At 75.0% G+C, this 15,313-nt stretch carries 11 protein-coding genes and 1 pseudogene; 1 reads left to right on the top strand and 11 read right to left on the bottom strand.

The window, feature by feature from the left end:
• Positions 1-5: 5 nt before the first annotated feature.
• From D7193_RS01855 to D7193_RS01805, 11 genes and pseudogenes are all read right to left on the bottom strand, one after another.
• Positions 6-971, bottom strand: a complete 966-nt coding sequence (locus tag D7193_RS01855; protein ID WP_120777639.1) for a glycosyltransferase family 9 protein — start codon at positions 969-971, stop codon at positions 6-8.
• Positions 968-1,663 carry an SDR family oxidoreductase gene (locus tag D7193_RS01850; protein ID WP_120777638.1) on the bottom strand — a complete coding sequence of 232 codons (696 nt, stop codon included), beginning with the start codon at positions 1,661-1,663 and terminating at the stop codon, positions 968-970. Before D7193_RS01850 ends, D7193_RS01855 begins: the two co-directional genes overlap by 4 nt.
• The gene (locus tag D7193_RS01845) at positions 1,660-3,069 is read right to left on the bottom strand and encodes a PfkB family carbohydrate kinase (RefSeq protein ID WP_120777637.1); all 1,410 of its coding nucleotides are present in this window, start codon (positions 3,067-3,069) and stop codon (positions 1,660-1,662) included. Before D7193_RS01845 ends, D7193_RS01850 begins: the two co-directional genes overlap by 4 nt.
• A 188-nt stretch (positions 3,070-3,257) precedes the next feature.
• A pseudogene (locus tag D7193_RS01840) lies at positions 3,258-3,911 on the bottom strand (D-sedoheptulose-7-phosphate isomerase); the annotation flags it as partial.
• A complete protein-coding gene (locus D7193_RS01835) occupies positions 3,911-5,128 on the bottom strand; it encodes a glycosyltransferase (RefSeq protein WP_120777636.1) in 1,218 nt (405 codons plus the stop codon). The pseudogene D7193_RS01840 and the gene D7193_RS01835, both read right to left, overlap by 1 nt.
• A complete protein-coding gene (locus tag D7193_RS01830; RefSeq protein ID WP_120777635.1) occupies positions 5,119-6,177 on the bottom strand; it encodes a glycosyltransferase in 1,059 nt (352 codons plus the stop codon). Before D7193_RS01830 ends, D7193_RS01835 begins: the two co-directional genes overlap by 10 nt.
• A gap of 50 nt (positions 6,178-6,227) precedes the next feature.
• Complete coding sequence (locus D7193_RS01825; protein ID WP_377456427.1) at positions 6,228-7,862, bottom strand: HAD-IIIA family hydrolase; 1,635 nt, start codon at positions 7,860-7,862, stop codon at positions 6,228-6,230.
• On the bottom strand, positions 7,808-8,815 hold the full coding sequence (locus D7193_RS33630; RefSeq protein WP_174242524.1) for a glycosyltransferase family 2 protein: 1,008 nt from the start codon (positions 8,813-8,815) through the stop codon (positions 7,808-7,810). Before D7193_RS33630 ends, D7193_RS01825 begins: the two co-directional genes overlap by 55 nt.
• A complete protein-coding gene (locus tag D7193_RS01815) occupies positions 8,812-10,464 on the bottom strand; it encodes a carbamoyltransferase family protein (protein WP_120777634.1) in 1,653 nt (550 codons plus the stop codon). The genes D7193_RS33630 and D7193_RS01815 overlap by 4 nt, the downstream gene beginning before the upstream one ends.
• Before the next feature lie 220 nt (positions 10,465-10,684).
• Complete coding sequence (locus tag D7193_RS01810; protein WP_120777633.1) at positions 10,685-11,944, bottom strand: SGNH/GDSL hydrolase family protein; 1,260 nt, start codon at positions 11,942-11,944, stop codon at positions 10,685-10,687.
• Between the two features lie 200 nt (positions 11,945-12,144).
• Complete coding sequence (locus tag D7193_RS01805) at positions 12,145-12,804, bottom strand: class I SAM-dependent methyltransferase (protein WP_206611836.1); 660 nt, start codon at positions 12,802-12,804, stop codon at positions 12,145-12,147.
• 434 nt (positions 12,805-13,238) lie between these two features.
• Between D7193_RS01805 and D7193_RS01800 the strand changes: the two genes are divergently transcribed.
• Positions 13,239-15,296 (top strand): DNA gyrase/topoisomerase IV subunit B, encoded by a 2,058-nt coding sequence (locus D7193_RS01800; protein WP_120777632.1) that lies wholly within the window; start codon positions 13,239-13,241, stop codon positions 15,294-15,296.
• Positions 15,297-15,313: the final 17 nt, after the last annotated feature.

Below are 15,313 nucleotides of genomic sequence, written 5' to 3'. Positions count from 1 at the left end.
CCAGCCTACGGCCGCGAGCTACCGACCGGTAGCCGGCGCGCGCGGGGGAGGCGGGCGACCCGCTCCACCCGGTCCACGGCGGCGAGCACGTCGGGCACGTCCAGCGCGGAGAGGGCGGGGTGCGGCCCGGGGTCGGACGCGTCGCGGGGACCTACCCAGAGCGCCTGGTGCCAGGGCCGGTCCGGCGGCGGCCCCCACTGTGCGGGCGGGACCGGGCCGAAGAGCAGCACGGACGGGGTGGCGTACGCGGTGGCGAGGTGACCGATCCCGGTGTCGCCGCTGACCACCAGCCGGGCGTGCGCCACGAGCGCGGCGAGCTGGCCCAGGTCGGTCCGGCCGGCGAGCACCGCGGCGCGGGGCAGGCCGGCCAGCGCGGCCACCCGCTCGGCGAGGTCCCGCTCGGCGGGGCTGCCGGTCACCACGACCCGGTGCCCGCGCCCGGTGAGTTCCCGGGCCACCGCCGCGAAGCGGGCCGGCGGCCAGCGCCGCTGTGTCGCCTTCGCCCCCGGGTGCACGATGCTCGCCCCGACCGGCAACCCGTCCGGCTCGGGTCGGCGCAGCGCCAGGTCGGTCCGGTCCGCGGCGATGCCGTACCAGGCCAGCAGCCGGCACCAGCGGTCGATCTCGTGCTCGTCGGCGCGCCACGGCGGGCCGTCGGTGAACCCGGCCTCCGCGTTGGCGAACGCGAGCAGCCGGCCGGGTCGCAGCGCGGCGAGCATCCGGTGCGACTGTGGGCCGCGCCCGTGCAGGTTCACGGCGACGTCCGGCGCGGTGCCGGGCCACCGCAGGTGACCGAGCCCGGGGGCGTCCACCAGCCGGTCGACGCCACCGACCAGGTCGACCAGCGGCGCCAACGCGCGCGGCGCGACCAGCGCCAGCTCCTCGTGGGGGTACGCGGCCCGCAGCGCGCGCAGCGCCGGCACCCCGGTCGCGAGGTCGCCGACGCCGAGCGCGCGCAGCACGAGGATCACGGGTACGAGGATTCCTGCTCGGCGCAGACCACCAGCTCCCGCACGGCGCAGCCGGGCGGCTGCGACAGGGCGAAGAGCACGGCCGCCGCCGTGTCGGCCGGGTCGTTGAGCACCGCGTCCGGCCCCGGCTTGTAGCGCTCGTCGCGGTCGTCGAAGAAGGCGGTACGCATGCCGCCCGGCACGAGCAGGGTCACGCCGACGCTGCCGGCGAGTTCGGCGGCGAGGGCCCGGGTGAAGCCGACCACCCCGAACTTCGCGGCGCAGTACGCGGTGGCGTCGCTCACGGCCTTCACGCCCAGGGTGGAGGCGACCGTGACCACGGTGCCGTGCGCGCGTTCCAGCCACGGTAGGGCGGCGCGGATCACGGCGGCGGTGGCGAGCAGGTCGACGGCCACGATCCGGTCCCAGGTCTCGCCGGGCACGTCGGCCAGCCGGCCCGGCACGTCCATCCCGGCGGCCGTCACCACGCCGTCGATCCCGCCGGCCTGTTCGGCGATCCGCCGGGTCGCGGCTTCGGCGGCGCGGGTGTCGGCGAGGTCGCACTCGACCCACGGCACGTCGTCGGCGGGCGCCTGCCGGTCGATCACGTACGGCCGGCCACCGGCCTTCGCCACCGCGGTCACGACGGCGGCGCCGAGCCCGCTGGACCCGCCGGTCACCAGGATCGCCGAACCGTTGAGGTCCCTGCTCATGCTGCTCCCTTCACGAGGTGGCCGTCGCGCGGGCGCGCGGCGGCGATGGTGGCGGTGGTCGACCGCCCGGCCAGGTAGGGCACCGTCACCACCCGGCCGCCCCAGCCGCGGACCAGGTCCGCCTCGGGCAGTTCGGGCGCGCCGTCGCCGGCGTAGTCGCCGCCCTTGACCCACACGTCGGGACGCAGGCGGGAGAGCACCGTGTGCGGGGTCGGCTCGTCGAAGATCACGACACCGTCCACACAGTCCAGCGCGGCGAGCAGCCGGGCCCGGTCGGCCTCGCCGTTGACCGGCCGGTCCGGGCCCTTCAGGCCGCGTACGCTCCGGTCGGAGTTCAGGCACACCACCAGGGCGTCGCCGAGCCCCCGGGCGGCCCGCAGGGTGGCCAGGTGCCCGGCGTGCAGGATGTCGAAGCAGCCGCCGGTGGCCACCACCGTGCCGCCCGCCGCCCGGACCCGCGCCACCAGCTCCAGGGCCGGGGGAGCCGGGTCGGCCTGCGGCCGGGGCGCGGTGTCGCGCAGCCGGGCCGCACCGCCGGCGGCCACGTACGCGGACGCCGCGGCCACCGCCTCCTGCACCGCCTCCGACACCCGCGCCCCGCCGGCCAGCGCGCCGGCGGCCGCGACGGCGAACCGGTCCCCGGCGCCGCAGGTGTCCTCGGCCCGCTCCACCGGGTCCGGCGGCGGCACCACCAGCGGCGTGCCGCCGGAGTGGCAGAGGACCGCCCCGTCCGCGCCGGTGGTCACCGCGACGGCAGCGGCCCGCCAGCGCCGGCGCAGCTCCTGCCCGGCCCGCGTGGCGGTGGACAGCGGCGACCCGGCGCCCGCGTCACCGGTGAGCTGGCGCAGCTCGCCCAGGTTCGGGGTGGCCAGCCGCACACCGGGCACCGCGGCGGGCCCCCGCGGGTGCGGATCCCACACGACCGGGGCGGCCACGTCGGCCAGGGCGGACCGCAGCGCCGGCTGGCGCAGCAGGCCGCGCCCGTAGTCGCTGGCCAGGATCGCGCCCGCCGCGCGCAGCACGTCGAGCGCGGCCTGCGGCGGCTCGCCGGGCGGCGCGGGCTCGCCGCCGCGGTCGAGCCGCAGCAGGGTCTGCCCGCCGGCGCGCAGCCGGATCTTCTCCGGCGTCGCGCCGGGCGACCGTAGCGGGTGGACGGTGACACCGGCGGCGGCGAGCAGTTCCGCGAGCCGGGCGCCGCCGGCATCGTCGGCGAGGGCGGTGACCAGCGCCACCTCTGCGCCCTGCGCGGCCGCGAGCAGCGCCGCGAGGCCGGCGCCGCCGGGCCGGTCGACGGCGGACCGCTCGTCCAGCACGGGTACGGGCGCGTCCGGGCAGACCCGGGTGACCGCCCCGGTGACGTCCCGGTCGAGCAGGGTGTCGCCGACGATCACGATCGGCGCGTTCACGACGTGCTCCCGGTGCCCGCGCTCGGCCCGTGCCCGTGCGACCCGTTCCGCCCGTGCCCGTTCGGGCCGTGGCCGTTCGGGCCGTGGCCGTTCGGGCCGTGGCCGTTCGAGCCGTGGGATCCGTTCGGCCCGTGGGACCCGTTTGGCACGTGGCCCGGCAGGCGCGCGGTGCTGCCGACGGCGGTGAGGCCCCGACCGTCCATCGTGGGCCCGGCGGACAGACCCGGGCCGTGCGGTCCGGGCGCGGCCAGCCGTGGCAGCTGCCGCACCAGCGGCAGGGCCTGGTCGACGTACTCGCAGAGCACGTGGGTGGAGACCAGGTGCAGTTCCTGCACGACCTGGCTGTCGGGTGAGGGTACGGCGAGCACGTCGTCGCAGGCGTCGGCGAGGGGGTTGGGGGCGGGGCCGGTGAAGGCCCAGGTGCGCAGGCCGGTGTCGTGGGCGGTGTGGGCGGCGGTGAGGAGGTTGGGGCTGGTGCCGCTGGTGGAGAGCAGGAGGAGGATGTCGCCGGGTCGGCCGTGGGCGCGGACCTGGCGGGCGAAGACGGTGTCGTAGCCGTAGTCGTTGGCGATGGCGGTGAGGGCGGAGGTTTCGGCGTGTAGGGCGATGGCGGACAGGGGTTGGCGGTCGTCGCGGAGTTTGCCGACGAGTTCGGCGGTGAGGTGTTGGGCTTCGGCGGCGCTGCCGCCGTTGCCGGCCACCAGCAACCGCCCGCCCCCGGCCAGCGTCCAGGCCAGCTCGGTGCCCCACCCGGAGAGCCGCTCGGCGACCTGACGGTACGGCAGCAGTGCCGCCGCCAGGCCGCTGAGGTGCGCGTCGACGACGGAGAGCGTCCCGGTCATCAGGCCACCGCCGGGGTGGGACGACCGAACGCGCTGACCGCCGTGTAGACGGCGCCGAGCTGCTCGGCGGCCCGCTTCCACGAGTAGCTGCTGCGGATCCGGTCGAGCGCCGCCGTGGCGTACGCGAACCGCCGGATCCGGTCGCTCAGCAGCCGCCGGATCGCGGTGCCCAGCGCCCGCGGATCGCGCGGCGGGACCAGGTCCCCGGTCAGGCCGTCCACGACGGTGTCGGCGATCCCGCCGACGTTCGTCCCGATCACCGGCACCCCGCAGGCCATCCCCTCCAGCGGGGTGAGCCCGAACGGCTCGTACCAGGGGGCGGCCACCAGCACGTCGGCCGACCGGTACCAGCGGCCCATCTCCTCCCGTGGGACCGCCCCGACCAGCCGTACCCGGTCGGCGACCCCGCACGACTCGGCGAGCGCCCGCAGCCGCCGGGCGAACGTGTCGGCCGGGAGCAGGTCGGCGGGCGGGCCGCCGACCACCACGCACTCGGTGTCCGGCACGGCCGGCAGCGCCCGGATGACGTCCTGGAACCCCTTGCGTTCCACCATCCGTCCGACGGTGAGGATGCGCGGCCGGGCCGGGTCGCGGGCGACGGCCGGACCGTCGGGACGGAACATCTCCTGGTTGACCCCGGACGGGACCAGGGTCATGCGGCTGCGCGGCACGCCCAGCCGGACGAGCTCGCGGATCTCGTCCTGGCACTGGACGATGACCCGGTCGGCGGCCCGCCCGAGCGCCCGCTCGTAGCCGATCCGGCCCGGTGGGCTGGTGTCCCGCTCGCGCTGGTGCCGCCGCTTCACGGTGCCGAGCGCGTGGTACGTGAGCACCATCGGCACCCCGGCCCGCCGGCCCGCGTGCACGGTGGCGAGCCCGCTCATCCAGAAGTGCGCGTGCGCCACGTCCGGCGTCCAGTCGCCGTCGCGCCACTGCACGGCGAGCCAGCGACCGAACTCGCCCATGTACGGCAGCAGCTCGTCCTTCGGCACCCGCCGGGCCGGGCCGGCCGGTACGTGCAGCACCTGGTAGCCCTCGGCGACGCCCACCACGTCGGGGAGCACCGGGGAGTCCCGCCGCGTGTACACGCGCACATCGTGGCCCTCGGTCGCCAGCGCGGCCGCCAGCTCGGCGACGTGCGTGTTCTGCCCGCCGGCGTCCTCCTCACCGAGAGCGGCGAGCGGGCTGGCGTGCTCAGAGATCATCGCTATGCGCATGTTTCCTCCTCCATGAGTCGGTCCCAGTCGGCGAGGAACCGGTCGAGCCCGAACCGTTCCTTGGCCACCTCGCGCGCCCGTGCCCCCAACCGGTACGCCGCGTCGCGGTCCTCGACGAGCCACCGGGCCGCCTCGACGAGCGTGTCGACCCGGGTGGACAGCACGCCGGCGTCGGGGGGTACGGCGTCCACCGCCTCGGTGGTGGCCAGCGCGACGACCGGCATGCCGATCGCCATGGCCTCGATGAGGCTGAGCCCGAGTGAGGTCCACCGGCACAGGTGCAGGTACGCCCGCCGCCGTGCCAGCTCGGCGTGCATCGTGGCCTGCGGCAGGTCCTCGTGGGCGGTCAGCGGCAGCAGGTCCGCGTCGACGTCGCCCCGCGTCCCGTCAGTCCGCGTCCCGCCGACCCGCGCCCCTCCCGCGGCCGTCGGACCGCGCAGCGGCCCGCGGGCGGCGAGCGCGTCGGCCAGCCCGGCCACGCCCATCCCGAACACGTCCAGCGGCGCCACCGGCGTGAACCGGGGGATCAGGTCGGTGCCGGTGACCCGCCAGCGGCGTACCGGCTCGTTCGTGACCACGGCGAGCCGCTCCAGGTCGCCGGTGTACTCCACGGCGGGCGGGACGATCCCGTGCTCCACCACCGTCGTGCGGGTGCCACCGCAGTCCCAGAACAGGTCGTTGAAGTGCGTCACGTGGGCGATGAGCAGGTCGTCGCGGTCGGCGAGGGGGTGGCGGCTGTGGGGGATGTCGCCGTCTTTGGGGGTGTTGTGTTCGACGTAGATGGCGGGTACGTCGCGGCCGGGGCGGCGGTGTAGCCATTGTTCGGTGAGGTCGATTTCTTCGGGGCGTTGGAGGATGACGAGGTCGACGTCGGTGGTGGGGAGGTCGTCGGGGTGGATTTCGATGGTGGTGTCGGGCCAGGGGTAGGTGCGGGCGCGGCCGAGGCCGTAGGGGCCGCGGTCGGGGGTGGTCGGCACGAGGTAGCGGTGCCGGCCGTGCACGAACGCGGTGGTCCAGGAGCCGTGCACGTGCCAGAGCAGGACGTTCATGCCTCTCCTTCGCGGCGGTGGCGGACGTGGGTCGGGGGTGGTCGGGACGGTCAACCGGGGGAGGCGAGGACGCGGACGGCCGCCACGACGTCGGCCGGGTCGACGCCGGCCAGGCAAGGGTGGCCGGGGACGGGGCAGGTGGCGGCGCGGGTGTCGCGGCAGGGTGCCGTGGCGTCGCCGAGGCGTACGGTGGGCACCCGGTAGGGACCCCACTGTCCGAACGGGACGGTCGGCGCGAACAGGCTGACGACCGGGGTGCCGACCGCTGCGGCCAGGTGGGCCGGGCCGGTGTTGCCCACCACGAGGCAGCTCGCCCGGGCGAGCACCCGGGCGAGTCCTGCGAGATCGAACCGCCCGCCGAGGTCTACGCCACCGGCGGCGGCGACCCGTTCCGTCAGCTCGCGCTCGGCCGGCCCGCCGGTGACGAGCACCCGGTGCCCGGCCGCGGTGAGCGCCGCGACGATGTCGGCGTACCGCTGCGGTGCAGCGGCGCGGGCGGGCACCGACGCTCCGGGGTGCACCACGACGTACCCGTCCGGGCCGGTGGCGGCCGCCTCGCCGGGCCGGGTCGCCAGCGCCTCGGCCCGCAGTCGGAGGGTGGGTTGGTCGGCGGGGGCCAGGCCGTAGCCGGCGGCGGCGGCGAGGGACAGGGCGCGTTCGGGTTCGGGAACACCGGGCGGGACCCGGTGCCGCACGTCGAGCAGACTGCCCGGATAGTCCTCACTGATCCCCGCCACCCGGCGCACCCCCGCCATGCGCAGCAGCAGCGCCAGCGGCAGCGGGGACTGGTGGAACGAGGTGAAGATGACCGCCTCGTCCGCGCCCACCGCGGCCAACCGGCGCGTCAACGCCGCCATCTCCGCGGGGTTCACCCGGTCGGGGTCCGGGTCGATCCACGGCAACGGATGCTCCACGACCTCGTCCACGCCGGGTAGCAGGCCCGCCGCGGCACGACCCCGCGGCCCGCACAGCAACACCACCCGATCCGCGCCGTGCGCCACCGCCCGGATCGCGGGGCCGGTGACCAGCACATCCCCCGCCGAATCGGCGCGCACCACCAACACCGTCCCACCCCGCCGCCCGACGGCTGGCCGCACGGCCGGTTGGACGGCGTGCTGGCGGCGCAGGATCTCCTCCACCGCCTCGCAGAAATCACCCGCCACCCACGGCGCCGCCGCGACCTCCTCCGACCGCGTCACCGGCGTCGGCACCAACACCCCCACCGCACCCGCCGCCAACGCCGCCGTGACATCCCGACCAATGTCCCCCACCACCACACACCGGCCCGGCACCGTCCCCAACTCCACCGCCGCCGCCCGCACCAACCCCGGCAACGGCTTCCGACAGAGGCACCCATCCGCCTCATCGTGCGGACACACCTGCCACGAATCGAACGGCCCCACCAACGCCTCGATCCGCGCATGCACCGCACGCATCTGACCCACCGAAAAAAACCCACGCGCCAAACCCGACTGGTTCGACACCACACCCAACCGCAACCCCGCCGCCCGCAACCGGTCCAACCCCACCCGCACACCCGGCAACAGCCGCACCTTCTCCGGATCACCGTTGTACGGCACGTCCTCCACCAACGTGCCATCCCGATCCAGCAACACCGCATCGAAGAGGGTCACGGCGCCACCTCCGGGCGTACGTCCCGGGTGCTCCACCAGCCGCGCGCCCAGTGGGCGACCGCCAGCGGCGGGATGAGCACGCTGGTCGCCAGCATGGTGGTGACCTCGCCGACCGACCGGGGGCCGGGCGCGATCCGGGCGCGGGCGAACTCGGCGGTGCCCGCCGCCCAGGTGAGCGCGGCGGCGCCGGTGGCCAGGCCGAGCAGCCGCCGGGCGCCGATCGCGCCAGGCGGCCGGGCGTGCAGGGCGGCTCCGGCCAGGGCCAGGACGCCCGCGGCGGTGACCGTCAGGTGCCGGTGCCGCCGTCCCGGGGGCAGCCCGAGCGCCGTACGCCAGCGCGGCCCGTACAGCCGGCGCAGCAGCGCGTCGTCGGCGTTGCCGCGCTGGGTGCGCAGGCTGACCCAGCAGCCCTCCGGGCGTACCGGATGCGTCACCACGCGCCGCCCGCGAACCAGGTCCCAGCCGGCGCGGCGGACCCGGTGGGCCAGCTCGGCGTCCTCCCGGTAGGCGCGGGGGAAACGCTCGTCGAAGCCGCCCACGGCGGCCAGCGCGTCCCGCCGGTAGGCCATGTCGGCGGTGATCCACTCACCCTCGGCCAGGCCCGCGGTGCCCCGCTCCCAGTCGGTCGGCCGCCGGTGCGTGGGCAGCGGCACGCGTACGGTGCCCTGCACCCCGCCCGTCCGCTCCCCGACGGCCAGATCCGCGACGAGCCGAGGGCCCCAGTCGCCCGCGGGCACCACGTCGTCGTCCAGGAAGACGACCCACGGGCCCCGGGCCGCCCGCCACCCGGCGTTGCGGGCGGCCGCCGGGCCCGCGCCGCGCCCGGCGAGCACCTTGGTGGACGCGGCCAGCGCCCCCGGCACCGCCAGCTCACCGGTGGCCTCACGCCGGTCGTCGACCAGCAGCACCTCCAGTCCCGGCAGATCGTCGAGCTGGCCGGCGAGCGCCTCCAGCAGCACCGCGAGGCTGGGCCGCCCGAGGGTCGGCACCACGATGCTGATCACCGGCCACCGCCCAGCGCACCACGGCGTACCGCGAACGGGCCGAGCGCGAGCAGCTCCACCGGCGCCGATCCGAACAGCTCCATGGCCTCCCGCGGGGTGTCCACCATGGGACGCCCCGCGGTGTTCAGCGAGGTGTTCACCACCACCGGCAGGCCGGTCAGCCGCTCGAACTCGGCCAGCAGCTCCGCCACCAGCGGCTCGGTGTCGGACGACACGGTCTGCACGCGGGCCGTCCCGTCCACGTGGGTGACCGCCGGAATCCGGTCCCGCCACTCGGGCTTCACCTGGTGCACGAAGAGCATGTACGGGCTGGGCAGCTGCCCCTCGAAGATCTCGGCGGCCCGCTCGGCGCGGACCATCGGGGCGATGGGCCGGAACTGCTCGCGGCCCTTGACGTCGTTCATGCGGGCGGTGGTGGCCGGGTCGCCGGGGTGCGCCAGCAGCGAGCGGTGCCCGAGCGCCCGCGGCCCGTACTCGCTGCGTCCCTGGTACCAGGCCGCGATCCCGTTGCCGGCCAGCACCCGGGCCGCCTCGGCGGCGATCGACGCCGGCCGGGTGTAGGGCAGCGCCGCGCGGCGCAGCTCCGCCTCCAACTCCTCGTCGGACCAGCCTCGGCCCAGGTCCGCCCCGGCCATGGGCACGGACGGGTCGCCGAGGTCGCGGGCCACGTGCAGCGCGGCGCCGAGCGCGGTGCCCGAGTCCCCCGCGGCCGGCTGCACCCATACGCGCCGGTACGGGCCCTCGGCCGCGATCCGCGCGTTGGCTACGCAGTTCAGCGCCACCCCACCGGCCATGGCGAGGGTGGACGCGCCGCCGGAGGCGTCGTACAGCCAGCGGGCGAGGTCGAGGATCACCTCCTCCAGCCGGGCCTGCACGCTCGCGGCCAGGTCGGCGTGGTCGTCGGTCATCTCCCCGTCGGGCTCGCGGGCCTTGGCGAGGCTGGCCCAGTCGATCCGTTCGACGGTGAAGCCGCCGTCGTCGGTGGTCCGCAGCAGGTCGCGGAGCAGCCCCAGGTGTCGGGGCCGCCCGTACGAGGCGAGCGCCATCACCTTGTACTCGTCGCTGGAGTGCAGGAAGCCCAGGTGGCGGGTCAGGTCCTCGTAGAGCAGCCCGAGCGAGTGTGGAAGCTCCTGCGTACGCAGCGACCGCAGGTGCCCGTCCTCGTACCGGCCGGCCAGGTGGCTGGCCACCTCGCCGCGTCCGTCGAGGACCAGCACGGCGCTGTCGTCGCCCGCGTCCGGCGCGGCCAGTCCCGCGGACGCGGCGTGCGCGACGTGGTGCGGGACGAACCGGACCTTCGCCGGGTCCAGCCCGGGCAGGGCGGCCGCGAGGAACTGCGGAGCCCGGCTGGCGTACTCGACGCGCAGCCAGTCCCACGGGTCACTGATACCGAGGCTCTCCGGGTCACGGCAGAGGGCGGGGTCGAAGGAGTACGCCACCGCGTCGAGGTCGTCGACCCCCACGCCGGCGCTGGCCAGGCACCAGGCGGCCGAGAGCTCGGGCAGCTCCCAGGCCGAGAAGGGGACCGGCCGCTTGCCGTGCTTGCGGCGGCTGAACCGCTCCTCTTCGGCGGCGGCCACCACCCGTCCGTCGACCACCAGGGCGGCCGCGGGGTCGTGAAAGATCGCGTTGATACCGAGGACCCGCATGACACGGGTCCCTACCCCCGACTTCTCCGCCTAACCTGTAGATCATCGACTTCTCCGGCCGAGGCCGTCGAGTGTGGAGATTCGCTGACCGAGGGTGAGTCAGCGATGACGCCGAGCAACCCTCCGTTCCCCCGCGATCTTGCACTTTGTGCCCCAGCAAAAGGAGTGTTTGCCGCAATTCGCGGGCCGAAAGTGCAAGATCGCGGAGGTGGTGGAGGGGTCAGGAGACGGTGATCGCCCCGTCGCCCGCGCGGACGCAGGAGACGGCGCGGGCCGCGGTGGTCGCCGCGCCGCTCAGGCACTGCCCGAGCACCTGGTGCCCGGCCGCGTTGGGGTGCCACGACTCCTGGCAGGTCTGGAAGTAGGTGGCGCAGGTGTTGGCGATCCGCTGTATGGCGATCTTGTCCTTGCCGGACAGGCTGGTCACGAACACGCCGTTCGGCGGGTCGTCCTGCAGCCGGATCGGGGTGGCCAGGGCCCCGGTCGGGCTCGCGGCCGTCTCGCAGAGCCGGGCGCCGTCGAAGGCCCGTTGCACGTTCAGGTAGACCAGGTCGGCGCCGGGGAACTCGGCCGCGAGGGTGTCGCGGGTGGTCTTCACCAGGGTGCCGAGCCCCTGCGAGAAGTGGTGGCCGGGCAGCAGGCTGGCCCGGTGGATCGGGCAGCCGGCCGCGTACCGCTCGGCCCCGAGCGCGCGGAACTTGTCCCGGGTGTCGTCCCGGCTGTCCTCGCTGTGGAAGTTCGGGTGCAGGTCGAACGGCAGCGGGTTCGTGTAGTCCTGGAAGACGATCCGGTGCTGGCCGTCCGCGTCGACCTGGTCGAGCGTGGTCAGCAGCTGGCGTACGGCCGTGACGGTCTCCGCGGTCGCGGCGCTGTACTGGGCCGCGGTGGCCAGGTCGGCGTCGCTGCACGGCTTCTGCTCCACCGGGCCGTTCAGGTACGCCCAGAACTCCCACCAGCCGGTCCAGGCGTCGGCGATGAAGCGGTTGGCGCAGGTCTCGGCGACGTCGCCGAAGGTGAACGAGCTGTTGTTCGAGCCGAGCCCGACCAGGACGAGGTCGATGTCGTGCGTCTGCGCCACCGCGCGCAGTTGGTCGAGCTGCGCGGCCACCTGCCGACCCTTGGTGCGTGCGGCCGACGCCGTGGCGATGTCGTGCGGCTGGCCGCCCGAGCAGGCCAGGTTGAACCGGGCCTGGATGCCCGGCAGGTTCGCCCGGTGCAGCGAGGCGTTGGCCGAGCGGTGGCAGAAGTAGGCGTTGCTGTTCGACGCCGTCCAGCCGGGGAAGCCCTGCGCGACGCCGTTGATGTCGACCACCGGGGCGTACGCCCCGGCGCCCTCGCCGCTCACGAAGCTGTCGCCGAGGGCGACGGCGGCGGTGGGCAGCGCGGCCGAGGCGGGGGCCGCCGGCACGACGGCGGCCGAGAGTGTCGCGGTGGCGACGGCGAGCGCCGCCACCAGGACGGTACGACGGAATCCGGACATGCGCCCTCCATCTGTCGAGGGAAATATGAAAGATCCTCCGAGAGCGCGATCAGATCACCCCGCGGTGACACACGTCAATGCCTGTGCCCGCACCTGTCCCGGTGATCAAGAGGTTCGCGTCAGGATCGGCGCGTCCGCCGACGCAAACCTCTTGATCACCCGGCGCAGGCCGCGCGAGGTGCGTGGGCGGGGTGCGGGGGTCAGGCGGGGCGGTGGAACTCGGCGCGCCAGCGCAGGACGGCGGACGCGTCCCGGAGCGCCTCGACGTCGACCGGGGCCAGGCCGTCCCCGGCGAAGGAGTCGATCTCCGTACGGGTCAGCGGCCACGGCGGCGCGGCCGGCGGGGCCTCGGCCTCGTCCCGGCCGGCGGCGATGACCAGCAGCGTGCCGCCCGGGGCGACCGGCTCGCCGACCGCGCCGAACGCGGCCACGCGCACCTCCGGTGGCAGGGCCTGCACGTTCATGCTCTCCAGCACGAGATCGAAGCCGCGCCGCCAGGCGGCGGGCGGGTCGAGCAGGTCGGCCACCCGGTAGTCGACCGGCGAGTCGGGGTGGCGCTCCCGGGCCACCCGTACGGCGGTGGGCGAGATGTCGAAGGCCGTGGTGGTGAAGCCGAGCCGGGCCAGGTACTCGGCGTCACGGCCGTAGCCGCAGCCCACGACGAGCGCGCGCCGGCCCGCGCCGGTCAACTCCCGGGCCGTCGCCCACTCGACGAGCAGGCCGTGCGGCGACCCGCGGTCCCAGGGAACGTCGGCCTCGCCCCGCTCGGCCTCGGTGTAGAGGCGCTCGAACCAGCCGGTCGGGTCACCGGCCCGCAAGGACTCCGCCGACAGTCGCGCGGTCGCCTCGTCCTCGCCCACATGCCCTCCCCGGCCGTCGCCACCCTGACCGGTGAGACTACTGCGCCCACTCCGGCCCCACCGGCCCCGCAGGTCTCAACGACCCCGAAGGTCCCACTGCCCCGCGCGTTCCACCCGGCCCGGCCGTACCATGCCGATCATGAGATCGGCGGGAGCGGGCCGTCCCGCGCCGCCGACCTCGGGAAACACGACGCCGGCACACCGGGGCGCCCGGCGCGTCCGGGGCGGCCGCGGAATCCGGGGCCGCCACCGGGCGTTGGACCGCCGGGCGCCGCGTACGGCACCGGGCACGCCCCGCCGTCGCCGCCGCCGCGTCAGCGCGGCGGGTCGCGCGGGCTTGTCGGGGCATCCGGCTAGGCTCGCTGCGGCGCGCCGGGCCGGCGCAGCGAGCCGGTGAGCGGCACCACACCGCCGAGACCTGGGAGTACGACCCGTTGACCGCAGAGCCTGAGACCCTGTACGGGGCCGACGACCTCACGCACCTGGAGGGGCTGGACGCCGTCCGCAAGCGGCCCGGCATGTACATCGGCTCCACCGACAGCCGTGGCGTGGGTCACCTCGTCAACGAGATCCTCGACAACTCCACGGACGAGGGTGTCGCGGGTCACGCCAGCCTTGTCGAGGTGACGCTGCACGCCGACGGATCGGTCCAGGTCGACGACGACGGCCGAGGAATCCCCACGGACGTGCACGCCCGTTCCGGTCTCTCCGGGGTCGAGCTGGTGCTCACGCGACTGCACGCGGGCGGCAAGTTCGGCGGCTCGGGCTACAAGACCTCGGGCGGCCTGCACGGCGTGGGGGCCTCCGCGGTCAACGCGCTCTCCCGCCGGTTCGACGTGACCGTCCGCCGGGGTGGCAAGGTCCACGCGATGTCCTTCCGGCACGGGGTCCCGGGAGTCTTCGACGGCGACGGCCCCGAGGCGCCGTTCACCGCGGGCCCCGGCCTGCAGATCGTCGGCGCCATGAAGCGCCGCCAGCCGACCGGCACGTCGATCCGCTGGTGGCACGACCCGCGCTACTTCGAGACCGGCGCGAAGCTCGACGTCGAGGCGGTCCGGCTCAAGCTGCGCAACACCGCGTTCCTCGTCCCCGGCGTCACCTACCAGCTCCGGGACGAGACCGGGGAGACGCCCGTCGAGGAGACGTTCCACTTCCCCAACGGGCTCACCGACATGGTGGAGTTCATCGCCCCGGCCGGCGACCGGCCGGTCTCCGGCATGCTGCTCGTCACCGGCGAGGGCACGTACCGGGAGAACGCCGCCGACGCCAACGGCGTCATGCAGTCCAACGTGCAGCGACGGGCCGAGGTCGAGATCGCCTTCCGCTGGGGCACCGGCTACGAGCGCACCGTCGAGTGCTTCACGAACACCATCCGCAACGCACACGGCGGCACCCACCGCAAGGGCTTCGAGCGGGCCCTGGCCCGCACCCTGGCCGACGCCGCGCGTAACACCCGCGGCCTGCTGAAGGCCAAGGAGGAAGCGCCCACCCTGGACGACGTCCTGGAGGGCATGACCGCGGTCGTGCACGTGCGGATCCCCGAGCCGCAGTTCACCTCGCAGACGAAGGACGAGCTGTCCACCGCCGGCATCACGAAGGTGGTGCAGGGCCTGGTCGAGCAGCACCTGAAATCCTGGCTGGACGACCGGAAGACCCGGGCCGAGGCGCGCACGGTCCTGCAGAAGATCGTCGACGCGGCCCGCGTCCGGCTCACCCAGAAGCAGCAGAAGGACGCCGCCCGCCGCAAGACCGCGCTGGAGGGCGCGTCGATGCCGGCGAAGCTGGTCGACTGCCGGGCCACCGGCATCGACCGCAGCGAGCTGTTCATCGTGGAGGGTGACAGCGCGCTGGGCACGAGCCGGATGGCCCGCTCGTCGGAGTACCAGGCGCTGCTGCCGATCCGAGGCAAGATCCTCAACGTGCAGAAGGCGAACCTCCAGCAGGTTCTCGACAACGCCGAGTGCGCGGCGATCGTCCAGGTGCTGGGGGCGGGCTCCGGGCGTACCTTCGACCTGTCGGCGCTGCGTTACGGGCGCGTCCTCATCATGGCCGACGCCGATGTGGACGGCGCCCACATCCGCACTCTGCTCATCACGCTGTTCGCCCGCTACATGCGCCCGTTGATCGAGGCCGGCCGGCTCTACGCCGCGATGCCGCCGCTGCACAAGATCACCACGAAGGGCCGTAACCCGCAGACGATCTACACCTACACGCAGGCCGAGATGGAGGCCACGGTCCGCCGGTTGGAGAAGTCCGGCAAGCAGATCGTTACACCCATCCCGCGCTTCAAGGGCCTCGGCGAGATGGACGCCGACGAGCTCTGGGAGACCACCATGAACCCGGCCACCCGCGCCGTCCGGCGGATCACCCTGGACGACGTCGACGCCGCCGAGCAGATCCTCGACCTGCTCATGGGTGAGAAGGTGGAGCCCCGCCGCAACTGGCTGATCGACTCCGCCGACCGGGTCGACCGCGAGGCGATCGACGCATGAGCGGTCGACGCACGAGC

This window comes from Micromonospora costi, assembly GCF_003626655.1.
In the GTDB taxonomy this organism is placed as follows: Bacteria; Actinomycetota; Actinomycetes; order Mycobacteriales; family Micromonosporaceae; genus Micromonospora; species Micromonospora costi.
Note: the sequence above shows the minus strand (reverse complement) of the source record. Positions and strands in the feature narration are given on the sequence as shown.

Excerpts from the sequence above, each read along its gene's own strand:
- D7193_RS01850 (WP_120777638.1), bottom strand. The coding sequence starts at position 1,663 with ATGAGCAGGGACCTCAACGGTTCGGCGATCCTGGTGACCGGCGGGTCC.
- D7193_RS01835 (WP_120777636.1), bottom strand. The coding sequence starts at position 5,128 with ATGCGCATAGCGATGATCTCTGAGCACGCCAGCCCGCTCGCCGCTCTC.
- D7193_RS01830 (WP_120777635.1), bottom strand. The coding sequence starts at position 6,177 with ATGAACGTCCTGCTCTGGCACGTGCACGGCTCCTGGACCACCGCGTTC.
- D7193_RS01815 (WP_120777634.1), bottom strand. The coding sequence starts at position 10,464 with ATGCGGGTCCTCGGTATCAACGCGATCTTTCACGACCCCGCGGCCGCC.
- D7193_RS01810 (WP_120777633.1), bottom strand. The coding sequence starts at position 11,944 with ATGTCCGGATTCCGTCGTACCGTCCTGGTGGCGGCGCTCGCCGTCGCC.